Annotated in this window: 19 protein-coding genes; 4 read left to right on the forward strand and 15 right to left on the reverse strand. The window is 47.0% G+C overall.

The annotated features are described in order from the left end of the window. Window positions 1-25: 25 nt before the first annotated feature. The 3 genes from E4T81_RS12855 to E4T81_RS12865 form a co-directional block, all read right to left on the reverse strand. Window positions 26-1951: a hypothetical protein gene (locus E4T81_RS12855; RefSeq protein WP_167761906.1), complete on the reverse strand. Its 1926-nt coding sequence runs from the start codon at window positions 1949-1951 to the stop codon at window positions 26-28. Next, window positions 1887-2666 (reverse strand): hypothetical protein, encoded by a 780-nt coding sequence (locus tag E4T81_RS12860; RefSeq protein WP_135045210.1) that lies wholly within the window; start codon window positions 2664-2666, stop codon window positions 1887-1889. Before E4T81_RS12860 ends, E4T81_RS12855 begins: the two co-directional genes overlap by 65 nt. Window positions 2667-2938: 272 nt before the next feature. Next, entirely contained in the window at window positions 2939-6088 is a 3150-nt protein-coding gene (locus tag E4T81_RS12865; RefSeq protein ID WP_135045212.1) for a right-handed parallel beta-helix repeat-containing protein, read from the reverse strand. A gap of 139 nt (window positions 6089-6227) precedes the next feature. On the opposite strand from E4T81_RS12865, the gene E4T81_RS12870 reads away from it, so the two are divergent. Continuing rightward, on the forward strand, window positions 6228-8336 hold the full coding sequence (locus tag E4T81_RS12870) for a glycoside hydrolase family 97 protein (RefSeq protein WP_135045214.1): 2109 nt from the start codon (window positions 6228-6230) through the stop codon (window positions 8334-8336). Window positions 8337-8439: 103 nt separating this feature from the next. Here the strand turns inward: E4T81_RS12870 and E4T81_RS12875 are convergent, their stop codons facing one another. Further along, entirely contained in the window at window positions 8440-9198 is a 759-nt protein-coding gene (locus tag E4T81_RS12875; RefSeq protein ID WP_135045216.1) for a YitT family protein, read from the reverse strand. Window positions 9199-9413: 215 nt separating this feature from the next. Between E4T81_RS12875 and E4T81_RS12880 the strand changes: the two genes are divergently transcribed. Together E4T81_RS12880 and E4T81_RS12885 are read left to right on the forward strand one after the other, a co-directional pair. Continuing rightward, window positions 9414-10094 carry an SGNH/GDSL hydrolase family protein gene (locus tag E4T81_RS12880; RefSeq protein WP_135045218.1) on the forward strand — a complete coding sequence of 227 codons (681 nt, stop codon included), beginning with the start codon at window positions 9414-9416 and terminating at the stop codon, window positions 10092-10094. An 11-nt stretch (window positions 10095-10105) separates the two neighbouring features. Next, window positions 10106-10843, forward strand: a complete 738-nt coding sequence (locus E4T81_RS12885) for a porin family protein (RefSeq protein ID WP_135045220.1) — start codon at window positions 10106-10108, stop codon at window positions 10841-10843. 92 nt (window positions 10844-10935) lie between these two features. On the opposite strand, the gene E4T81_RS12890 is transcribed toward E4T81_RS12885, so the two are convergent. The 5 genes from E4T81_RS12890 to E4T81_RS12910 all read right to left on the reverse strand — a co-directional run bounded on the left by E4T81_RS12890 (window position 10936) and on the right by E4T81_RS12910 (window position 18645). Further along, entirely contained in the window at window positions 10936-14196 is a 3261-nt protein-coding gene (locus E4T81_RS12890) for a S41 family peptidase (protein WP_135045222.1), read from the reverse strand. A 63-nt stretch (window positions 14197-14259) separates the two neighbouring features. Further along, complete coding sequence (locus E4T81_RS12895) at window positions 14260-15876, reverse strand: lytic transglycosylase domain-containing protein (protein WP_245207080.1); 1617 nt, start codon at window positions 15874-15876, stop codon at window positions 14260-14262. A gap of 32 nt (window positions 15877-15908) precedes the next feature. Next, on the reverse strand, window positions 15909-16862 hold the full coding sequence (locus E4T81_RS12900) for a DUF5683 domain-containing protein (protein WP_135045224.1): 954 nt from the start codon (window positions 16860-16862) through the stop codon (window positions 15909-15911). Between the two features lie 74 nt (window positions 16863-16936). Continuing rightward, on the reverse strand, window positions 16937-17833 hold the full coding sequence (locus tag E4T81_RS12905; protein WP_135045226.1) for a ParB/RepB/Spo0J family partition protein: 897 nt from the start codon (window positions 17831-17833) through the stop codon (window positions 16937-16939). A gap of 26 nt (window positions 17834-17859) precedes the next feature. Beyond that, window positions 17860-18645 carry a ParA family protein gene (locus tag E4T81_RS12910; RefSeq protein ID WP_135045228.1) on the reverse strand — a complete coding sequence of 262 codons (786 nt, stop codon included), beginning with the start codon at window positions 18643-18645 and terminating at the stop codon, window positions 17860-17862. A gap of 222 nt (window positions 18646-18867) precedes the next feature. Here E4T81_RS12910 and surE point away from each other — a divergent pair, with 222 nt between their 5' ends. Next, a complete protein-coding gene (surE, locus tag E4T81_RS12915; RefSeq protein WP_135045230.1) occupies window positions 18868-19638 on the forward strand; it encodes a 5'/3'-nucleotidase SurE in 771 nt (256 codons plus the stop codon). Window positions 19639-19727: 89 nt separating this feature from the next. Here surE and E4T81_RS12920 read toward each other — a convergent pair whose 3' ends face one another. The 6 genes from E4T81_RS12920 to E4T81_RS12945 all read right to left on the reverse strand — a co-directional run bounded on the left by E4T81_RS12920 (window position 19728) and on the right by E4T81_RS12945 (window position 24643). Beyond that, window positions 19728-21377, reverse strand: coding sequence for a fumarate hydratase (locus tag E4T81_RS12920; RefSeq protein WP_135045232.1), 1650 nt, complete (start codon window positions 21375-21377; stop codon window positions 19728-19730). A 215-nt stretch (window positions 21378-21592) separates the two neighbouring features. Beyond that, window positions 21593-22225 carry a hypothetical protein gene (locus E4T81_RS12925; RefSeq protein ID WP_135045234.1) on the reverse strand — a complete coding sequence of 211 codons (633 nt, stop codon included), beginning with the start codon at window positions 22223-22225 and terminating at the stop codon, window positions 21593-21595. A gap of 140 nt (window positions 22226-22365) precedes the next feature. Beyond that, on the reverse strand, window positions 22366-22881 hold the full coding sequence (locus tag E4T81_RS12930; protein ID WP_209308198.1) for a hypothetical protein: 516 nt from the start codon (window positions 22879-22881) through the stop codon (window positions 22366-22368). Then, the gene (locus E4T81_RS12935) at window positions 22863-23396 is read right to left on the reverse strand and encodes a hypothetical protein (RefSeq protein WP_135045238.1); all 534 of its coding nucleotides are present in this window, start codon (window positions 23394-23396) and stop codon (window positions 22863-22865) included. Before E4T81_RS12935 ends, E4T81_RS12930 begins: the two co-directional genes overlap by 19 nt. A 48-nt stretch (window positions 23397-23444) precedes the next feature. Further along, on the reverse strand, window positions 23445-23759 hold the full coding sequence (locus tag E4T81_RS12940) for a hypothetical protein (RefSeq protein ID WP_167761909.1): 315 nt from the start codon (window positions 23757-23759) through the stop codon (window positions 23445-23447). Between the two features lie 203 nt (window positions 23760-23962). Then, window positions 23963-24643 carry a hypothetical protein gene (locus tag E4T81_RS12945; protein ID WP_135045242.1) on the reverse strand — a complete coding sequence of 227 codons (681 nt, stop codon included), beginning with the start codon at window positions 24641-24643 and terminating at the stop codon, window positions 23963-23965. Window positions 24644-24917: the final 274 nt, after the last annotated feature.

A 24917-nucleotide genomic window follows, 5' to 3' on the forward strand; every position in this document is an offset into this window, starting at 1 on the left:
CTTTTTCATATCTATTTATTTAATGTTACTTTCTAAAAATTAAGCTTTCAACAAATTCCCCTCCTACAGAATATGACAGAACATAATATCCGGAAGGTAATGTTGATATCTCAACTCCTATTTTTGTTGTTTCTTCTTGAATTATATGTTGTTGATATCCATTTACGCCTGACAATTCAGCAATACCTATAATCGAACACGTTGTAGCATTTTGATTAAACTCAATTTCAATCATAGTTTTCTCCTCATTTAATGAAATATTCTTAATATAGTTTTCAACTGGATTAAGAATAATTTGTGATTGTCCTATATATCCATCTGTAAATTGAGCCTCAACAAAAATTTCATTGCCATTTATCTCCGTATCAATCACTATATTCTCACCAGTCCCAATTTCACCTCCATCAGCATCAAACCAACTCAAATATTCAATATCATCGTCAATGCCAACAGACAGAAGATAACTACTTTGTCCAATCTTTTTTGAGCCAACAACAGGGTTTCTATTGCCGACTATATATGATATTCCACCCACTACTTCATGATTCGCTTTTACTACAAAATCAAACGAATGGTTTTTCAAACCTAAACCTGCATTATAATTAGCTCCAGGTGTAAAACATATAGATATATTGCCACTTTGGTGCGCTGGAATTAATATGCTATCAATTACTGCACATAATTTATTTGTATATATAGTGTTACCTATTCTTTTACAATCTTTGCTTTTATACCCGCCCGTCGACCAAAATTGATACAATTTACTATCAAAAGCTAATTCAGCACAAATGTCTGCCGAGGAATAGGGTTTCTCAGTATTTATTGGTTCAATTGAATACCACTTAGGAGCGTCCGAAGTATTTCTAATCGAAATAGAATATTTATTTGTTTTTCCTAACTTATATATTGATCGGTTTTTGTTTGCAATACGTTTGTTTCCACTAATGCTGTACAAATTATCTAATTTAAAATATGGCGAATCCGAAATCACAGCCATCAAATTAATATTACCATTCTTTATAGAATTATTTCTTGCATTTAAATTCAGCATCCATGGTTTAACTATAATTACGGAGTCTCCAGGTGCAATATCTTCTTCGATCCTACCTGACCAAGCAATTCCTCCTATTTTCCCATTTTCACCTAGCCAATCATCTGCAGTTACAGTAGGAGATGCAATGGTCCAATATACTTTTAGCCATTGGTCACCACTATATGTTTCTATACCTCTATTATGAATTGAGATATTTATAAAAGCAATGCTATCAGGCAAAAAATAATCGACTGCATTACTGCCATTTTTTGACATACTTAGCCAAATATCTGGACTATTCCAAAAATTAATTACAGAATTATTTTGTTCTATTCCATCATCGCTTTCATGGTCTCGTACATAAAGTTCAGGCTTCAAAGATGGGATATCCCCAAACGAAAGTTCAAAACCAAGCCGACTTGGTATTGATGAATATTGTGGATGTTCAGTCGAAATTGTATTGCACTTCGCGGCATAATTAAATGCTTCTTCCATTGATATTTTACCATCATAATTTTTATCAGCATAAATTGTATGCTTTAATTCATCTGCACTATTAATAGCGCATATCCAATTATATACAAATGTATCAAATACATGACCATTCATTGCAGAAGACAGTTCATCATCCCGTGTTGCGGTTGCGATGACATAGCCTTCCCCTTGAAGAGAATCAATAAAACCGCCAGAATAGCATTGTCCTAAAACAGCACTTTTTACTATTTTCTTTGCATTTATTTGATATAACATTTGGTTTAGTTCATCGCCAAATAATCTGTAATCGCCATAATTCTTTTGGGGGTCATCCCACAAACAAATATATGAACCTCTAACAACATCAAAACCGCCATGGTCAATGACAAACAAGAAAAAAATGATCATTATCCGCAATATTTTTCCCAATACTATCAATTGCATTTCGAAGTCCATCTTTCGTCGCAGTATATCTTGTATCTGGCTGTCCATCAAAGTCAAGGTCGAGAGGAGAAGAGCACATCACCCCATAAGATGTATCTAAATTCATATCCTTACCTGTTAAATCACTTTCAGCAGTACCATCAGAGATAGCGACGTGTATGTTTTCTTTTGGAATCCCATATCTATTTACCAAAGTTTGATATAGGAAAGAACAATCATTCCAATATCTAGAATGATTTGCATTGGCATTTAGACCCCCACTTAAAATTATCGCATAAGTCTTCTTTGCCATTATTGAATCTTTCCTTGATAGTACACGCTTTTCTACACATGGCTGTGTAATTAATTGGGGAGCACTTCTCACAGGCTTAATAAAATCAACATTGGTACTTATTAATGTCATCTTTGATTTAGGAGGGAAACGCAATTCTGTTATTTTTTCAATTATGGCTTCCTCATCAACAAAACGAGAAACCTCAACAAGGCAACAATCATGTTCCCATCCAAATCCTGGCGCCAAATCTACGAAAAACGTCCATACATCTTCATCAATAGATTGTTCGACAAGATAAAACAATGCCTCTTCCCTATCAGAAAAATGCGATTTCACTGGCTCGAAAGCATCGTCAAAACTGATTTCTTTAGCTAAAAGATTTGAGGATACCAATAATAGATATCCAACGACTAAAGTCATTTTAATTACACTGTACTTCATACGATAACTAAGATTAAAAAAAATCCTCTGTGTACGGGCTGCAAGATATAAACTTATTTTTACAATTCCAAATATATATTAATTAAATCCTTGCTATTTTTATCAAAGCAGCAAATTAAAGCAACAATTCAGCACAATACACGCATTGCGGAAACAAAGCATATCCCCACAAGGGGATACCAATCCATATATCATAGGCACTGCGGGAGAGCTTCCACTCTCCCGCAGTGCCTATATAAGCCGTTATTGATAACGCCCCGGGAGTCACCGCGTCAACGGGCGACTTTCATTGTGGCTGACATGCCCGGCGAGGTAACGCGGAGTATCGCCATCGCTCCGCAGTCAGGCATGTAAAACGAAGTTACAGCTCCGGTGAATTTACGTGTCAGCACTCGTTGCCCTGCCGGGTTATAGATGTCGAGAGTGTACACGTCGGTCGACACAGCACCCTCCACGGTCAGCACAGCAAGCCCGCAGCGTGCATAAACAATGCTGAGAGATCCCGACTGTCCGGGAGCATACACTTCACCTACGCCGCCGGTTTCACCATCGGTTTCAAAGCAGCCGAGGTCAGGCGCCTCTCCATTATAGACAATACCTTCCGCCCAATAGCACTCTCCGGCATAAGGGGCAACCTCGGTTCCGGCATCAATCAGTTTCTTATTGTCAGGCTTTATCTTCATAAAATCAAGCGCCGGGAGTTCACCTTTTTCACTTCTTGGCTCTACCGCGGCAGTCCAGTCAATGCTTACATAGTCGGCCGGGAGAGTATTAAGGTCAGTGGTGACAAGGGTGCCCGTCACGGAATGTGGGGCATAGGCACTTTTGTTACGGTCAGCGATACCGTCGCTTATGGCAACACAGTTAGTAAGCCTGATTTCATGTCCCGCCGACACCGGCTCGTCGAGGCGGTAGGTATATCGGCTTTTGCTTGAGATGTCTTTTGACGAGTAGGAGGAGCAATTGTTAAGAATCATATTACCCGTATTATGATTCTGGTCGAAGTTCTTGTTAACATTCTCAAAAGCGAGACACCGGTTCATTATCACATTGTTTCTACCCTGGTCGCTACCCATCTTAAATCCGTTGCCATTGCCCTTGCTCTTTTCTCCGCTTTCAAGATACCCGTTGCGGAACGCCCAGCAATATTCAAGCGTAGTGGTTATATCGTCGGGGAAACCGCCCTCTTTCTTAATAAACTGGTCCCAACCGTCGTCACTGTTCTGCCATGCACGGCATCCGTAGAAATAATTGGCGTCACCATGAGATATTTTCACGGCAAATCCGTCGGCATCACCATGCCCAGGGTCGGTATTGTAATATGCGTCACAGTTTATGACCTTATTGCGTGAAGCAAGATTCTTCATCTGCAGCCCGGTGTCGGCATTGCGTATAAAGGCGCAATTCTCAATCACATTATCATGACCCTGAGCCACATTCGCGGCGATATCCGAGTAAGAGCCTCCCGAGGGTTTGTCGCGTTCAATCAGCAGTCCGTTGTCACCGGCATTACAGATGTCAAGCCCATAGAAATGCCAGTAACTGCCGGTAAGGCGTATGCCCTGGTTGGCACCGTCAATTGCCTGACCGCTGAAATCAAGCACTGCCCTGCCATCGCGCGACGACAGCACAATCATACCGCTGCCCTTCTCCCCGACAACGGGAATATTCACCCGACGTGAATAATCATACCGTCCCACATTCATATATATCGTATCGCCGGGCTGCACAATGTCGACCGCAAGCTGAAGCGAATAGAATGGCGCCGACGCCGACCCGTCGGCAGTGGCATCATCGCCGTGCGGGTCACAGTAATATACATTGTGGGGATATTCGGGAACGACAATAGACCCGGTGGCATAAGCAATCTCGTCACCATAAGCCACACCAGCGGCATTGACAGCATAAGAGCGAAGGTAATACTGTGTCTCTGGCTTCAATTTAAGATAGACAGTGAAAGCGCCGTCACTGTCAAAGGAGGCAGCTTTCATCTTGTCACCGGTCACTGACGGCGACTGCGACTCACCGAAGCACACACCGGCTTCATCTACATTCAAGCCTCCGTTGTCAACCACCCGACCGGTCACTTTCAGGCAAAGTGACAATTCATCAGTGCGCTCGGCATCAATCTCGACATCGCCTGTCGTCACCGACGGCCGGGTGGCGGCAAGAGTCTTGAATCTCACCGTCTCACCATAAGCGACTCCGGCAAGCGACGTGGCAAACGCCCTTGCTGAAATCTCGGTTCCGGCAGGAAGCCCGGTAAGAGTAGAGGCAAATGCAGCCGACGGCTTTTCTTCAACGGCATTTCCTGTCGCGACAGGCACGCCGTCAACACTCCAGCATACACCTGTCGACAGCAGCCGGCGGTCACCGCTGTCGGTCACCTCTCCGGAAATAACAGCCGACGACGGAGTAACCGCTGTCACCGCCCCGGTAACAACCGACGGCAACACACCTTCAGGATATGCCGTCACTGTGAGATTATCTATATCGGCGTCGCTGCCACTCTCGTTGGCAAGCTTCACCCTGTTTACCGTCTTGTCATTGATAGTGACGGTGTTGTGAACATCGCTTTCGATGTCGGCGGCATGCTTCCAGGTCACGCCTTCATCAACTGAAGTATACAGCGTCAGCTTACGCTTCCCACGGCCTTCGTCAAAAATCACCTTTACCACTCCCTGAGTCAACACCGGAGTGATGACATAAGAACCGCCCTTCAACATGCGAAGCCCCGTTGCCGAACCGTCAGGTATATAGCTTGAATTTGTATTGCGGTAGGCAAGCATGTAACGCCATTCACCCTGACCGTCAACATTAAAAATCATCTCTTCCGCCGGTTTAGACGAGGGATAGTCGCCGTGAGTCTCGAAGTCATGAGTGAAATATGGCAACATAAGATTGGACACTATCACATTTCCCTCTCCGTCAGTTCCGTCAGGACGGGTGACGAGGAGATTATCGAGATAGACACCCCCGTTGGAAGTGGAGCGTACGCGCAGATAACGTGCAGCAGGGTCATTGATTTCAACCACGTGTCTCGACCAGTCGGAAGTCTCCTTATAAGACTCACATACATTCCACGATACATTATCAGTGGAAACCTCTACATATATCTGACGATTGGTAACATTGGCATAATATATGAGACTGCCCGCGCCTTCGGCAAGACGTGGAGTCACAATACCGTCCTTTGCCGAGAGATACAGGCTCTTGACGCCCTCCTGAGCCGACTCCGCCGACGAACTGTTTTTATTTGTTGTCCATTTGCCGGTATCTGACGTCACTGTCACCGGTCTGTCCACACTCCATTCAGCACCCTCAAAGCTTTCGGGCATATAAGAATAATCCTGAGCCGCCACGGCTGCCGGCGAAAAAGCAGCCAGCAAAGTCAGCACTGTTCCGAAATTCATGATTCTCATCGGCAAAAATTGTTATTTAAGGTTATAAACAGGTAAATCAGTGTATTATCACATCACTGCAGTCATGCAAATGTAATGGATATTTTTCTTTTTTTCAAGGAATTTATAATATCTTTGTAGAGAATGTAAACCAGTTATTATGAAAAAGATAGTTTTAAGCCTTATTGCGTTTGCCGCTTTTGGTTCTGCGGCAGCCATCGAGACACTTACTTCGCCTGACAGTCAAATAAAACTCACATTTGACCTCACTCCTGAGGGAGCGCCGGAATATTCAGTCACCTACAAAGGGAAAGCGATAGTCAAGCCTTCCACTCTCGGGTTCACGCTGAAAGATGACGCCCCGCTCATCGACCGGTTCAAACAGGGAAAAGTCACCTACTCGTCGACCGACGAGACCTGGGTTCCCGTGTGGGGCGAAAACGACTCCATCGCCAACCGCTACAACGAGATGACAGTGCCGCTAAGTCAGAAAGCGGGCGGCAAGACAAGGAAGATGAACATTGTATTCCGTGCCTATGACGACGGTGTAGGATTCCGTTACGTGTTTCCGCGACAGTCGACAAAAGAGTTCACTATCACCGACGAGCTGTCACAGTTTGCCCTCACAGGCGACCACACGGCATGGTGGATACCCGGTGATTACGACACCCAGGAATACAAATACACCCGCTCACGCCTGAGCGACATCCGTGCCACATCGGAAGGTGCGCGCATGCATAATCTTTCCCAGACAGGATTCTCCCCTACAGGCGTGCAGACCTCTCTTATGCTCAAAACCGACGACGGATTATACATAAACCTTCACGAGGCGGCACTAATCGACTACCCCGCCATGCACCTCAACCTTGACGACTCCACCATGACATTCACCTCATGGCTCACACCCGACATCAACGGCGACAAGGCAGTTGTCACAACTCCATTCAAGACTCCGTGGCGCACAATAATGGTGAGCGACAAGGCTACCGACATACTTGCGTCAGACCTCATACTCAACCTCAACGACCCGTGTGTTATTGACGACACATCATGGATTCACCCGACCAAATACATGGGGGTATGGTGGGAGATGATTACCAACAAAAGTTCATGGGCATACTGTGATGCCGAAAACTTTGACCTCGCCACTTTTGACTACTCAAAAGCCACTCCTAACGGACGTCACGGCGCCAACAACGAAAATGTAAAACGCTACATAGACTTCGCTGCCGACGCCGGCATGGACCAGCTGCTTGTCGAGGGCTGGAACATAGGCTGGGAAGACTGGTCGGGCAAAGAGAAAGAATATGTATTTGACTTCCTTACTCCCTATCCTGACTTTGACATAGATTCACTTAACGCCTACGCAAAGTCAAAGGGGATAAAGCTGATGATGCACCACGAGACTTCCGGCTCGATACCCAACTACGAGAAATATATCGACCGCGCCTACGACCTCATGAACCGCTACGGATATGACGCGGTCAAAAGCGGATATGTAGGCAATATACTTCCAAAGGGAGAGAACCATTACAACCAGAAGTCGGTGCGCCATTATCTTGAATGTGTAAAGAAAGCAGCCGACAAGCACATAATGGTCAATGCCCACGAGGCTGTCCGCCCGACCGGTTTGTGCAGAACCTATCCCAACCTTGTCGGCAATGAAAGCGCATGTGGCACGGAGTATCAGTCATTCGGCGGACTCCCGACGGCACATGTCACCATTCTGCCGTTTACCCGTCTTCAAGGTGGACCGATGGACTATACTCCGGGCATATTCCGCATGAATATCAGCGAGTTTGCCCCCGGCAACACTTCTCATGTCAACTCTACCGTAGCCAATCAGCTTGCCCTCTACCTCACCATGTACTCTCCTCTACAGATGGCAGCCGACTTCCCTGAACACTATGCAGAGAAGGCCGATGCATTTCAGTTTATCAAGGATGTGCCGGTTGACTGGAGTAAGAGCGTCTACCTCGATGCCGAGCCGGGTGAGTTTATCGTTGTAGCGCGTAAGGACAAGAAGAGCGAAAACTGGTATGTAGGCGGCGTTAACGCCGAAGAGCCGCGCGAGTTTATCCTTGACCTCGACTTCCTTGACCCGGGCAAGAACTACGAGGCAACAATCTACAGCGACACTGACGACGCCCATTACCTCACCAATCCGGAGGCTTATCAGATTACACGCCGGAAAGCAGGTGCAGAATCACGTATAAAGCTTCACATGGCGCCTGGCGGTGGATTTGCAATATCGCTCAAAGAGATTTAAGACCCCGTGTTAACGCTGGGGAACGGGGTCTAAGACCGTAGTCTCGTCACAACGACAGAGGGGCACGCGCTTGTTTCGCATGCCCCTCTGTCATTTTCTGTTATCAATGAACCTTCGTATAGATATATCGTGCAAGACCATAGATGTATCTTCTGAAACCGGGTCGATAGCCAAGAAGCCGGTCAAACCATCCCATTCTCGGACTTAGCATCTTCACCACATATCCCACATAAAACATCGCGAAGAGGGTACCTATTCCGATTATGTTCCATTGCCAGCATCCCCAAAACCAATAGCAGCTGACCACGGCAAGCACCACAAGCGTGACATCGACAACTATCTTCACCTTAGGAAACGGGATGCCCGTAATGCGGCTTATCGCCACAGGGAATCCCTCGCCGGGCATCGTAACCGACCCGCAGCGTACCTCAAGCGCTATGCCCGCCGCCATGACCGTACAGCCAAGGAACTGCGCGATAAGCTGCGACGGCAGCTCATCACATACCATAAACGAAGTGAGATACATGTTGACATCGATCAGCGCACCAAAAACAAAACCGATAAGCAACTGAAACAACTGTACAGCCTCAAAACGCCTGCGCAATACAAGAATCTGCCCTACGACAAGAATCATGTTCATTATATTGGTGTATCCTCCGATACTCAGCGGAGGCGCCAAGCCTTCCTGACCTGCGATTGAAAACGACATCGGCAAGGATGAAATCACACTGCTTCCGAGATTGGAACGTACACAAAGGGCAACACCGAGGGTCATGATATAGAGCGACACGAGCAGAAGAATGTGTTGCCAAAGAAATTGAATAACCTGAATTTTAGACGGTAGACTTACTGATTTTATCATTAATATAATTCCTTTCTGAGTGCAAAATTACAAAAAATACCATCCTTTGCCAACTCCATCACGGTCATTGACCGAAATCGGCTATCGCGCCTCTATCAGCGCCTCTATCAGTCTACACTGTCTTAAATGTTCATTTATTTGGCATAATCTTCCTGTGGATATTGCACCGTCGTGTAATTTTGTCTAATTTTAGCGAAATTTACATCTATCAGTCTATGAAAAAGTATCTGTTAATCGCATCTCTTGCCATAGCGGCAATAGCAGGCAACGCAGCAAAACCATCCTACAAAGTATCTATACTCGGCGACTCCTACTCGACATTTGAACGCCACGTACAACCCGATACAAACTATGTGTGGTACTTCGCAAATGAAAACAAGCCTGAACGCACCGATGTCAACGACGTCAACGACACATGGTGGCAGCAATTCATCCACGACACCGGTCTTGAACTCATCCAAAACAACTCCTTCTCAGGCTCTACCATATGTCACACCGGCTATAACGGCGAAGACTATTCGGGACGCTCCTTCATAACCCGCATGAAATATCTCGGCGACCCCGACATCATACTCGTGTTTGGCGCCACCAACGATTTATGGGCAAACGTGCCGATTGAAGCCGACAGCACCATGACCGACCCCCTGTATGCCTTTTATCCGGCAATGACTGAACTGACAAGCGGACTGAAGACAACCTATCCTGATGCAAAAGTCTACTTTATCCTCAACGACGAGATAAACGGCGAGATAAGGGAGATAATCCTGGAAGAGTGTAACAAGTCCAATATCCCGGTGCTTGAACTTGAAGCGATAGACAAGCGCATGGGGCATCCTTCCAAGACGGGCATGGCGGCAATCAACCGCCAGTTAAAAGAATTTTTAAGAATAAACTGAACAACAAGAATATGAAAAAATTATTGACATCAACAGTCGCGGTTATTACTCTATTTACCGCGACACTGACCTCTCAGGCTCAGACACTGATTGACCACGGCACTCCGGCTAAAGTAGTACAGGCGGGTATTCGCGTAGGTTTCAACACCTCCAACCTCACTACCAACTATGACGAGGCTTTTCCACAGATAGCATGGAACCACACACAGTGGAAACCGGGATTCACTATCGGTGCGGCAGTGGATATAAACCTGAAAAATTTCCTCGCCATCCAGTCGGGTGTCTATTTCAAGTCGCGCAACAGTGACTTTCACTATCTGCTCAACGAAAACACCCTGCAGGCGATAGACGGACACTGGGGAGCATATTACTTTGAAATCCCCCTGTTGCTGTCATTCCGTCTCGGCGTCGCAGAGCTTGCCCAGGCCCAGATAGACCTCGGACCTTATTTTGCAACAGGATTCGGGGGAAAATGCAAGTACACGCTTTTTCAATCGGAGTACACCGACAACGGACACGAGGTTGTCGCCTATGAAAGCAAAGGCGACTATTTCGGCGACAAAGGATTTGCAAAACGCTCGGACTGGGGTCTGAAATTCGGACTTGGATTTCTTGTAATGCAGCACTATTATATAGGCGCACACTACAATTTCAGCTGTAAAAACATCCTCAAGAATGATCCGGAGGCGATAAAGCAGGTAAATGGACACAACAAGGCATGGACTTTCACTCTCGGATATAACTTCTGATAATCCGCAAAGCAAGGATAACAACAATCGTGGCTGTGTCAAGATATTCAATGACACAGCCACGATTGTTATTTATCGGCTTTGAAAACTTCCTACTTCAACGAGTCAAGCAATTCCTTTACTGCACGGTGAAGCTGAGCATCCTCACCGGCGACAGCATCGGAAGGATCATTTGCCACCTTGATGTCAGGTTCAAGCTGCGAGTTCTCAAGATAGTTTCCTTCTGCGGTACGGTAACCGATTACAGGCACCCCAAACACAAGCGACGGATCCTGAAGTGTAATCCAGTTTACACTTGTCATAGTTCCCGGGACAGGCATTCCCACAAGCTTGCCAAGCTTCTTATGCTTGTAGACCCAGGGGGTGCCGTGGGCGTTACTGTAGTTAGCCTCACACTGTACCATGATACTCGGCTTGTTCCAGCGACGGCTCGGCATGTCACATACGTCGACACCCCTTATCACCTGAGTAAGATACTTGTCGCCGCTGAAAAGCACCTCTATATCTTCATGCAGACGGCCGCCGCCGTTCCATCGGGTATCGATAACGATACCCTCCTTGTCGACATACTTGCCGAGCAGGTCAGTGTATATCGTGCGGTAGCTTTCATCGTCCATCGACTCGATATGAACATATCCGAGCCTGCCGTCAGACCATCGGTCGACATCGGCGGCACGGCGTTTGACCCAGCGCTTATACAGAAGCTCGCTCATGTCACCCGCACCGACGGGCAGCACTACCTCTTCCCAACGCTTGCCGGAAGCAGGATCGGAAATTGATACAAGTGTCTTTTTCCCACGCAGGTTATTGAAAAGAGACGTGTAGTCGGCTGAATCTCCAATCTCGGCACCGTTGATTTTTTCAATAATCACCCCGGGGGCGACATCGCTCAGTGCATTGTCAAATGGTCCGCCCTCTACTACCTCTGTCACTTTCAGTCCGGGACCCGTATAGGTCCAGTCATACAACAGACCGAGTGAAGCCGTGAGGTCAACCGCACCAGAACCGCGATAGCGTCCGCCTGTATGTGATGCGTTGAGTTCACCGAGCAGCTCGCTCAGCAGTTCGGCAAAATCATGGTTATTATTAATGTGGGGAAGGAAACGCCGGTAGGCAGCGGTCATAGCCTCCCAGTCAACACCGTGCATGTCGACTGTATAAAAACGCTCCTTAGCCTCGCGCTTCACGTAATCAAACATGTATTCACGCTCAGCTGCCGGGTTTATGTCCATACGCGCCGAGTAAGTCACCGGCTTGATATTTTTGCTCGAAAAGTTCATTTTCGATAGTTTGTCGGGGCCTAAGAGGAAGAGGTTGTCGCCCGCATCATCCATCTCAAACCACAACATGCCTGCATCAAGTTTGTCGACAATACCGGGGTCACGTTTGCGAAGATTCATTGACCAGAGGTCATAGCCCTGTTCAAATGCCGAAAGATAATACAGATCCTCGCCATCCTTTGTGATTACAAAGTCAGCTATATCCGACGAGTTAGGAGTGACACGCACGATACGGTCGCGAATACCGTCAAGCTCAACCTTTATATCCTTCACGCCTTCCGTGTCATCGTCCTTATTTTTTTCAGCGTCTTTTTTACCTTTCTTGTCATTTTTCTTTGTTTCGCTCTTCTGCTTACGCTCTTTCTGCTGCTTCTCGAGTTCCTTACGCAGCTCGTAATCCTCCTTGGAGAGGCAATACTTGTCGTAGGCATCCTGATTCATAAAGACAAGCATGACGTCGTTAAGCGAGCCCCATGAAGCATGGCTGCGCATTCCATACCTGTCAGAAAGGAAAGCGACTGCATTACCGTCAAGCACCCATCGTGGCTGCATGTCGAAATAGGAAGAGAGCGTGATATTGGTGACCTTGGGAGTGCCGGTCGTGTTGACAACAGCGATATCGGAATAAGGCTCGTGACCGTTATTGGTAAGCTCCATGACAATCCATTTTCCGTCAGGCGACCAAGAGTATTCAAAGCCGCCATTGCGTTCAGCGTAAGTCGAACCGTCGGTAATCTGCCTTACCTTCTTGGTAGCCACATCCATTACCATCAGCTTGTTTCGGTCGGCGATAAAAGCGAGTTCCGAGCCGTCGGGCGAGTATTGCGGATAAGTGCGCTCAACCGAGTCGAGAGGCAGCAGACGATGCTCGTCAATAACCGTGGCATTAGGGAAATTAAGGTCATCGTCACGCCCTATTATCGCACGGTAAAGCGCAGGCAGTCCGTCGCGCTCGCTTACATAGACCAGTGCGCGGTTGCCCGGAGCCCAGGTTATCTGTTTCTCCGCCGCAGGAGTGTTGGTAATCTGTTTAGTCGTTTTGTAATCCACGGAAGTCACAAACAGCTCGCCGCGGTCAGTAAACGCTATCTGCTTGCCGTCGTGAGAGACAGTGGCGCCATTGGAGCGGCTTACCGACTTTTTCTGTATGACATTTTCATCGCTGTCAACAATGTCTATCGCCACTTTCTCGGGCTTTGAGCCGCCATCGGTCATGGTGTATATCTCGCCGTCATAGGTAAAGGCGATACGCCCGTTGGCTCCACGCGACAGAAATCTTACAGGGTGAACCGTAAAATCAGTAAGCTGCCTTACCGATGCAGGATTGTCAAGCGACAAAGAATATACATTAAATGTCTTGCCGTCGCGCTCGCTCAGGAAATACACTGTCTTGCCGTCGGTGGAGATTACCGGATTAAGGTCCTCTCCGGCATGGGATGTGAGATTACGGTGACTTCCCGCAGCGGTGTCATACATCCATATGTCGCGAGTCACGGAAGATGTGTGATGTTTGCGCCACTGGTCCTCAAAGCCTTTCTGATCCTGGTAGAGGAAAAACTTCCCGTCGGGCGAGTAGCTGAGGCTCTTTGCCGGAGAAGCGATTACCATCTCCTGACGACCGCCATCGACAGGGATACGGTACAATTCCGGCAGACGTCCCGAAGGGAAAAGCACACTCTCGGCAGGGTCCTGCAACGCCGCCGAAAACACCACATATCTGCCGTCGGGTGAAAATGCCTCGGGTGTCTCCGATGCCGAATGAAAAGTGAGACGGCGCAAATCGCCGCCATCCGACGACATGACATATATATCCTGACCGCCATTACGGTCGGAGGCAAATGCTATCTTAGAGCCGTCGGGCGACCATACAGGCTCCGATTCAAGCGACGGGGTTGCGGTAAGCCGTACCGCCGTACCGCCCCCGGCGGCTACCTTATATATGTCACCCTTATAGGTGAAAGCAATATAATTGCCATCGGGCGAAATCTTTACATCACGAAGCCACAACGGATTTACCGCAGTGGCACTGACAGCTGCAATTGCCGCCAGAGCAGACAAATATACTTTTTTCATCGGTAATTTAAAGTCGAAAATTATGTAGATAATGATTGCGGATCGGCTGAATCAGCCTATATATCAAATGTGGGGAATCTTGAGTTTTTGCCCCGCACGGATATTGGAACCCTTTATGCTGTTGGCACGCTGGATGTCGGCAATCGAGACTCCCTTGTAACGACGCGCAATAGTCGAAAGGCTCTCACCCTTCTTCACAGTGTGATACCTGTATTTTTGCGCAGGCGCCGCCTGCTTTGCCTTGGGGGCAGCCTTTACCGGCTCCACTTTAGGAGCAGGTGTAGCCGCTACCTCCTTTATCGCTGAAGAATCAGCAGCCACTACAGCAACAGCAGCAGAGTCAGCTACCTGAGCGACAGCAACGGCTTCGGGCTGTTCCACGGTCTTTTTCTTTCCGGTGGCAACTCTCTGATAAGTATTTATCTTCAACACCTTGCCTCGCGCGACAGTATTTTTCCTCATTCCGTTCCACTTCTTGATTTCGCCGACCGTCACGCCATATTTAGCGGCAATCTTTGATAAAGTCTCACCTCGCTTCACCTTGTGACGCTTGACGACAAGCTTGGTGGTGTATTCCATATTAGGGTCGACATAATCGAGCGGAGTAGGCTCGACAACAGTGCGCTGGGCATATAGCGACGCATCGTGGCTTATTATGCTGTCCTCGCTCATGATGTAGCTGTAAACCTGCATCGAGGGCAATACAAGTGAATAAGGACGGATGTCACCTGGAATTATATCCTTACGATACTGGGGATTCAGCACGCGCAGCTCCTCGACCGGTATATCGAGAACCGACGCCACCTGATTGAAGTGGACACGCTTGTTGACATGTATGGAGTCGGTTATTATAGGGCGTTTGGCAAGCGCCGGGCTGATATTGTGCTGATTATAATAGGTCATGACATAGTTGGCGGCAATAAACGCCGGCACATATCCGCGTGTTTCCTGCGGAAGGAAATAATAAATGCTCCAGAAGTCCTTGTTTTCTCCGCCGGCACGCCGCAATGCCTTGTTGACATTGCCGGGACCGCAGTTGTAGGCGGCTATCGCAAGCGACCAGTCATTGTACATTTCATACAGCTGCTTGAGATACTTTGCCGCAGCCTCCGATGACGCATAGGGGTCACGACGCTCATCGACAAGCGAGTTGATTTCAAGACCAAGCCCCCTCGCAGTAGGAAGCATGAACTGCCACAATCCGGTAGCGCCCACGCGCGACACCGCATCAGGATTCAGCGCCGACTCTATAACGGGAAGATAGCGCAGTTCAAGAGGGAGTCCGTGGCGTTCAAGAGCCTGTTCAAAGATAGGCATATAATACAGGCTCATACCGAGCATACTTTCTACGAGTTCACGGCGTCGCTGAGTGTACATGTTGATGTAAGAGCGCACAATCTGATTGTAGGGCATCTCGATTACGGTAGGCATCTGACTGAGCCTCTTGATATACACCTCATCGGAAGCATCTATGACCGGCACCTTTGAATAGTTGGTGTTCAATACCATGTAATTCTGCAGATACCAGTTCTGCATCATCTTATGGGTATCGGTCTCGAAGCTTTCCGGATAAATGATTGAATTGTCGGTTATCGACTGTTTGAGAGTAAGTATTGAGGGCGCGGCGACAGCAGCCACTGCCGCACATCCTGCAATAAAGAGAGTTACTAATTTTTTCATTGACCGGTCTATTTTATTAGAGAGAATGAATATTAAAAATTCAGCGCCCACTGAAGCCCTATGCCGGGATTGCCCGACACTCGTGAATCCTTTATCACTGTCGGATGCACCTCCATCGACAAGTCGGGCGAGATATCAAAATGGGCGAGCGAAGCATCGACATAAGCGTCGACCATCGCTACAAGATAGACTCCTATCATGCATATGATACAGAGGTCTCGGTTACGTCGGTAAAAGTCTTTTTTTGACTTGAAAGTCTTTTCAAGCCATGTGCGGTTAAGGCTCTCCTCCTTGGTGTTGGGAGGGTAAAAGTCCATGTAACTGTTAGTTGACGGGTCATTGTCCATCAAGTCCCTGTAAGCCTGGGTGTAATCGTCAAGCATACGGTTGTTCCAGTCAGTGGCGTAGGCAAGCCCCATGAAACCGCCGATGACGATAGGCAGCTTCCAGTATCGGCGATTATATAGCTGTCCCAGACCCGGACATAACGCACTGAGCCATACAGCGCGGGTAGGGTTGGGGTTAAAATCCCTTACCATGTAGTCGGGATCGAAATCGTCACCGACAAACACCGTGTCGACATACTGATGCACGACCGTGTCGACAGGCACCTCCCCGACAACAGTAGTCACGATGCTGTCGCCCTTGACTGAAATGGAATCTTCTGTAACAAAAGCCGGGGTGTCCTCCGGAACCGAAAGATAAATAGAGTCGGGAAATGCATCGAGTGCCGACGGGTCAAGACGGCTCATAACCGCGGCTGAATCAGTGGCGGCTGAATCAGCAGCCGCAATGTCGGGTAAAGCAATCAAGGTGCCGTAATCAGGGGGGGGCACAGAACCGTCGGGCACCTCATAGGAGGTATATCCGCTTATTGCTGAAAAAATGTTAAAAGGAAACGCGATTACGAATGTAAGCGCTACAATCACGACCCGCGTCGTGAAACTTAAATTAGACGTACTACCGTTTTCCTTTGTTCTTTTCATTAGATAATTCACTGACTTTCAAAAAGTCACGTTATATTAAACAGCATAAGAAGCCACTCCGTGACCGACGCGTGTCAGCCCTCGGAGTGTTTTATCGTATCAAAGATAGCAATTAATTGGACAAGTTCCTCTTCATTTTTAAACGGGAAGGTGATTTTTCCTTTTCCCTGAGGGTTGCAGGTAAACTGAACCTTGGTGCGGAACGACGCTGAAAGATGCTTTTTAAGGATGTCAAAATCCTTATTGGTCATCGTCGTAGTCTTGGGCTTTTCAGGTTCGGTACCGTTTTCAGCCGCAAGCTGGTAAGCTTTTGCCAGCTCCTCGACTTTTCTTACAGAAAGCCCGTGCTTTATAATCTCATTATACAGTTTCAACTGAAGCGACGGCTGATTTATGGTAAGCAACGCACGTGCATGCCCCATGTCCACACGCTTGTCGCGCAACCCGAGCTGCACCTCGGCAGGAAGCTTCAGCAGGCGAAGGAAATTTGCCACCGTAGCACGCTTTTTTCCTATGCGCTCGCTCAGGCGTTCCTGAGTAAGATTATACTGGTCAATCAGCTTCTTGAACGTAAGGGCTATCTCGATTGCATTTAGATCCTCGCGCTGTATATTCTCGATAAGCGCCATCTCGGTAAGCTCGCTGTCATTGGCTGTACGTATATAGGCGGGCACCGATGTAAGCCCCGCCCTCAGCGCCGCACGATAGCGTCGCTCTCCGGCGATTATCTGATATGCGTTGTCGCCTGTCTTTCTTAGAGAGAGGGGCTGTATTATACCGAGTTCCCTGATTGAGGCGGCAAGCTCGTCAAGAGCCTCCTCGTCAAAAGAGGTACGCGGCTGGTCAGGGTTGGGCGAGATATACTGCAGGTCGATGTCGTTGATAGCGGAAGAACCACGCGCAGGCACGTCATCCATAGGGATAAGAGAGTCAAGCCCACGACCGAGTGCGTTACGTTTGATAGAAGCCATAGATAGTTTTTTAGGTTGTTATGAGGTTATTCGGCATGAACCGCTGCACGTCTGTGTTTTGCGATAAGCTCCTTGGCAAGCATTGTATGGCTTGTTGCACCGCGGCTTTCCGGGTCATAAAGCAGCGCCGGCAGTCCGTGGGAGGGCGCCTCGCTGAGCCTGATGTTTCGCGGAATAACAGTGTTGAACACCATGTCGCCGAAGTGACCTTTCAGCTCTTCATAAATCTGATTGGCGAGACGCAGGCGCGCGTCATACATCGTGAGGAGAAATCCCTCGATTTCCAGATGGGGGTTGAGCTTCGACTTTATTATACGTATAGTGTTGAGAAGCTTGCTTATGCCTTCAAGCGCGAAGTATTCAGCCTGGACAGGTATTATCACCGAGTCGGCGGCAGTAAGCGCGTTTACGGTAATAAGCCCGAGCGAAGGCGAACAGTCGATCAGTATATAGTCATATTTTTCAGCTACCGGAGTGAGCACGTTAAGCAGTATCCTCTCCCTGTCGGGCTTGCTGACAAGCTCCAGCTCCGCTCCGGCAAGGTCGATGCGCGAGCCGACAAGGTCAAGCCCGTCGACACATGTAGCCACCTGAGAACCGTCGACAGGGTAATTGTCGACAAGACACTCGTAAATGGACGAAGACATGGAGCGCGGATCGATACCGTATCCTGAAGTGGCGTTTGCCTGAGGGTCGGCATCGATGATGAGCACTTTCTTACCTTGATTTGCGAGCGATGCCGCAAGGTTTATGGTAGTAGTCGTCTTACCTACCCCGCCCTTCTGATTGGCTATTGCAATAATTTTACCCATAAGCAGTTACAATTGACTACGCAAAGATAATTATTAATCTTCAATAACCGCCAAAATCAAAGGTATCATTTTGCGTTAAATGTTGATAACTGACCGTTTGTGTTAATAACGCCACGCCGGAATATTCGGTAAAGAGACCGTCGCGACGGAGCGAAAGTCATCTTATTTTCTTATCTTTGTGACTGTATTCTTTATTTAGTAACCACCAAAATCAGATAATTCATGGCAAAGACAGATAAGCCGCTCATATTGATCACCAACGATGACGGCATAGACGCGCCGGGCATCCATGAGCTTGTCAACTACGTCAGGGAGATGGGTGAAATCGTGGTCGTGGCGCCTGATTCCCCCCACTCGGGACAGTCATCGGCAATATCGGTCAACAAGGTATTGCAGATAACTTCTCACGCCGACTATAACGGAGCAAAGATGTATTCGGTCAACGGCACGCCCGTTGACTGCATAAAACTCGGCATGCACGCAATCGTCACCCGCCGCCCCGACCTGATACTCTCGGGCATAAACCACGGGTCAAACTCAGGCAACTCGATAATATATTCCGGCACGATGGGTGCGGTATTGGAAGGATGTATGCTCGGAATCCCGTCAATCGGTTATTCCTACCACTCCCATGACCAGGGGAGCGACATGACCTGCTGTGATGAGACGGTAAAGACTATAACTTCCCGCGTGATTGAGCGGGGACTGCCTGCCGACATATGCCTGAATGTCAACATACCCAAGTGTGAGAAGGTATGTGGCATAAAAGTCGCACGCGCCGCCAGGGGATACTGGACCGAGGAATATGCCGACTATACCGACCCCCACGGCAAACCGTTTTACTGGCTGACCGGCAGATTTCATAACGAAGAGCCCGACAACCCCGAGACCGACCTCTATTGGACCGACCGCGGGTATGTGTCGGTCGTGCCGTGTCATCCCGACCAGTCGGCGACAGCCTCTGTGGCAGAAATCGGCGACCTGCTGAGTTAACGACCTACAGTCATAAAGTAATAGCGGCATCACCGGAAGTCAGGCGATGCCGCTATTTTTTATATCAGCGTAAAGCGTTTACGGGATAGTTATTTCGCTACGGGACAGCCGTTGCAACGCTCGGCAATCTGAGTGAAGAAATCATTGCCCTTGTCATCTACGAGGATAAACGCGGGGAAATCCTCAACCTCGATTTTCCAGATAGCCTCCATGCCGAGTTCGGGATATTCAAGACACTCGACTTTCTTGATGCTGTTGTAAGCGAGGATTGCTGCGGGACCGCCGATGCTGCCGAGATAGAAACCTCCATGCTTGTGGCAAGCGTCGGTAACCTGCTTGCTGCGGTTGCCCTTGGCTATCATCACCATTGAACCGCCTGCTGCCTGGAACTGGTCGACATAAGAGTCCATACGTCCGGCGGTGGTAGGGCCGAATGAGCCTGAAGGCATGCCCTCCGGAGTCTTTGCCGGTCCTGCATAATAGATAGGATGATCCTTCAGATAATCGGGCATTGCCTCTCCGCGGTCAAGGCGCTCTTTAATCTTCGCATGCGCGATGTCACGACCCACCACGATTGTACCGTTAAGCGAGAGACGGGTCGACACGGGATACTTGGTCAATTCAGCGAGTATCTCAGGCATCGGGCGGTTAAGGTCAATCTTCACTACATTACCTTCGCCCTGCTTGCGCAGCTCGTCGGGAATAAGTTCACCGGGGTTGGTGTCGAGTTTTTCAATCCAGAGTCCGTCCTTGTTAATCTTGGCTTTCACATTACGGTCGGCAGAACAGCTCACACCGAGACCGACGGGACACGAAGCACCGTGACGCGGCAGGCGGATGACGCGGATGTCATGGGCAAAATACTTGCCGCCAAACTGTGCGCCAAGACCGATATTCTGCGCTTCCTTGAGGAGCGTCTTCTCAAGCTCCACGTCACGGAAAGCGCGACCATACTCATTTCCTGTCGTAGGAAGATTGTCATAATACTTAACCGAAGCCTTCTTGACTGTGGCAAGGTTCATTTCAGCCGATGTTCCGCCGATGACAAACGCAATATGGTAAGGCGGACATGCAGCCGTTCCGAGCGACTTCATCTTCTCAACGAGGAAGGGCACGAGCTTCTCAGGATTAAGAAGCGCCTTGGTCTCCTGATAGAGATAAGTCTTGTTTGCCGAGCCGCCACCCTTTGCGACAAAGAGAAATTTGTATTCATTGCCGTCTACAGCGTAGAGGTCAATCTGGGCGGGAAGATTGCAGCCGGTGTTAACCTCGTCATACATATTGAGCGGGGCATTCTGCGAATAGCGCAGGTTGCAGCCGGTGTAAGTGTCATAGACACCGTGTGACAGCTGCTCCTCGTCACCGCCGCCGGTGTAAACATTCTGACCCTTCTTACCGATGACAATCGCAGTACCGGTGTCCTGGCAGAAAGGAAGCTGACCTTTTGCGGCGATTTCCGCGTTGCGGAGCATCGTAAGAGCCACAAACTTGTCATTTTCACTCGCCTCAGGGTCACTGAGTATCTTTGCCACCATAGCGTTATGCTCACGACGGAGCATGAAAGAGTTGTCGTGGGTAGCCTGGCGGGCAAGCACCCTCAGAGCCTCCGGATCAACGACAAGCATTTCGTGTCCGTTCCAATTTTCAACCTTCACGTAGTCGGAAGTAAGATGATAATATTCCGTAGTGTCAGCCGACATCGGAAACGGTTCCTGATATACAAACGGTTTTTGTGCCATATATAGTTAAGTATTTGGTTATGCTATCGTGCAAATTTACACAATCCCAACCTACAAAACAAGAATATTACACTTATTTCACAGTAGCGGCAAGAGTAATATTGCGCTCCGCGAGTGTGACCCGCGGATTCCATGACGTCAAGCATCTCGAGCGACAGCGCCGGAGCTGCTAAAGAGCGTCCGTGGCAGCGTTAACAAATATTGGGGAACGGAGTCTAATATGTGTGGATGAATTTGCGGTAATAACCTGTGTAGCTGTCAAAACTGTAACTGTCACGATTCCGGATTATTCGGATAAAGGTGTCACTGTCTTCATCATAGACTTTTCCGAACATTTCCTTGAAATAGTTGTCAAACCTTGTTTTATCCCAGGAATAAACTAAATCGGATATTATTCTATCACTTGGTTTGCTTTCAAACCATAATGGTTCAATCACGACATATGAATTCTTATAATACCAATTGATATTGCGTCTCTCGTAGCGTTCACGGAGCCGTCCGTAAACGTAAGTTGTGTCTTCCTCCAATTTACTCCGATATTCTTTCCCTCCTTTGTGCCACACTCCAACGCCACTGATATCACCATCACTGGGCATCGTGAAAGTGATATATAGTGTGTCCGGACGGTTTTTGGTGTCGGCCAGCTCAAGGATATTGGATTTGGTCAACGCATCATACATCTGGGTGATTCTGACTGTTTTAGGTTTTCCCATTCCAAATTCCTTGACAAAAACCTCCTTGACTATTTCTTTAAGCGGCGGCACGGCAGCCTTTGCTCGACGCTGCGCGCTGACACACACCGGCATCATCGCCGCCATAACCAAAATCAATACCAATAATCGTTTCATATACTACAAATTTAAATGATTAGTTATACTAAAATAATTATAATTAAATCACCCGCTTGACCGCCCCGTTCTCGTAGACCACCGGGCAGGATAAGTCGAGTGTGTCACGGCGTAGCCTGGTATTGAGTATTCGAAAAATATTATCCATGGCAATCGACGAGATAATATACAAAAGTAAATACATATTGTTTTGCGGCATCAACATAATGGAGGCGACCGCTATTTAGTAGAGATAAATTGTTTACATGGTCTAAAATACTGTCAGTAAACTCTTCTTGTGAAGAATATAGCTTTCTATATGTAGGAGTCAATATTTTATCGTTTTCACAATCTTTTTTCTCCTCATAGCTTTTATAGCGAATAACAAGAGCCTTATTCAAAACATAAAGATTGCTGTCAAGGCAAACTTCGCATATAACAGTAATGTTACCATTGATTTCTTCAGGAAAAGAGTCTATACATACATGAAATCTTTTATGCGACATTATTGAATCTGCTGCATTATTATAAATTTCATTTAAGTCAGCATGGGAATACATAATTCCGTATTCATTTTGCCCATAATCAGATGTATTATCTGATGGTCTATTCATTGAGCATGAGACATTCAGTAAGGCACAATGTATTAGAAATATTATTATTTTGAATTTATCCATGGTGAGTACTTTGTTAATAATGAGGTCAGTAGTGGCTGGGATTTTAAATAGTCGGGATAAGAATCATATATCCTGCTATTATTTGCAGCAGCTCCTTCTTTAAAAGAAATAATGCCAAGAATATTCTTATAATAAGAGTATCTTGTGCTGAGTGATGAAATTGCATCATGATATAACCTTCCAAAGATATTATTTTCACCTACCATTGCTCCCGATGAAAACATAAGGTTATCGGAAAGTTCATTGGCATTAATGCTGATTGCTGCTTCAAACGCGTAGGCTTCTACTTCATTGAATATTGCGCGTCCACCTTGTCCGTTAAGGAACTGTCCGACGTGCATCGATTCGTGGACTATAGCGGAGATAAAACCATTTCTGTCCAATGCCTGGTTAAGGTATATCTTGGCGTCACCAAAGTATTCACATTCGGGGGTGTACATGAAGTCGTTGAACCATACTTCCATTCCTGTCGGGTCGGTGTTGTTGACGGGGTCGTTGGCGCAGAATTCATTCATTTTCGCAGTATTGGAGAAAAAAGTTGAACATATAATAACGGTAATTTATTAGGGGTGGGTATCATTACAACTGTTTTTTATGGGGACAACGTCATAATAAAAGGATAGCCCAATTACTCCGGCATGTTCAAATTCGTTAAGTGTGCATTGTGCCCTTTTCTTAATGACGGCTGGTACATTCATCTGTTTACGCCAATTAAGACATCTGGCATACTCACGTGCTACAATAGAATCAATTCTCAGTTTGGTCTCAGTTGAAATATCCTGTTGGTGGATTGTCGTTTTTTCAAAATTTGTTTTTTCATCATATATATATACCACTCTTATTATTTCATTCATTTTTGTATAAATAATCAATTTCATATTGGATGCTCCCATCTTGCGTGTTCCCTCCTAATCATAAAATTCCTGCCAAACAACTCGATATATGCTATCGGTAGAATTCATAGTATCCGTTATCGTTGATTTTTTACCTGCAATTTGCTCACACAATATCGCAGAATCATCTTGTTGGCAATAAGACGCCAAGATACACTTAAATAATATTAATGACACAACTATCAATCTTACCATGGTGAATATTTTAAAAGTATTGACTTTATATTATTATGATATAATTGACGGCTATTTGGCATAAATGAATAGGAATCATATATTCCACTATTATTGGCACTTGCTTCTCTCGTAAAGACAAACATGGCATTTGTAAAGTGTTCTTTAGAATAGCCCGACAGTAATTGATTCATTGAATTCACGTATCTATTCTCACCCGACAAAGCTCCAGAATTAAAAGGCGTTTCTAAGTCAAAACTTATTAATGACGTAGCTGCTTCAAATGCGTAGGCTTCTACCTCGTTAAATATTGCGCGTCCACCTTGTCCGTTAAGGAACTGTCCGACGTGCATCGATTCGTGGGCTACAGCGGAGATAAAACCATTTCTGTCCAATGCCTGGTTAAGGTATATCTTGGCGTCACCGAAGTATTCACATCCGGGAGTGTACATGAAGTCGTTGAACCATACTTCCATTCCGGTTGGGTCGGTGTTGTTGATGGGGTTGTTGGCGCAGAAGAGGTAGGGTGTCTGGGTGCGTGCATGGAAGTCATATATGTTGAGCCCGTACATGGCGTCCAGCTCCTTGCCCCCGAACTTGTAGGGCTGCACCGAGGCGCCTTTCCACGCGTCGGCAAACGTCAGTCCGTAAGGGTAACAGTGGTTGTGTCTGGAAGAGAAGAGAGGCGTTTTCATGATGTGATAAGTTGGTTTTTCGCAAATATATTGTTTTGTGTATGAATTTGCAAGTTTTTAAAGTAACAAATATCAGATTATTACTTAATCCGGAATGCGTTGCAATATAAAGCAAGTAATATGTTTTGGCAAAGCACAAAATATAGCCAAAACATACTATTTCGTAGTCTTCGGTGAGTTCCGGCTTGGCATCTTCGGGGATATGAATAATTCGTGATAACTCGAAGACAGTCAACCCCGACATCACTGCCGGGATTGACTGTCTTTGTATGAT

The sequence above is a fragment of the Barnesiella sp. WM24 genome (genome assembly GCF_004570975.1).
GTDB lineage: Bacteria > Bacteroidota > Bacteroidia > Bacteroidales > Muribaculaceae > Muribaculum.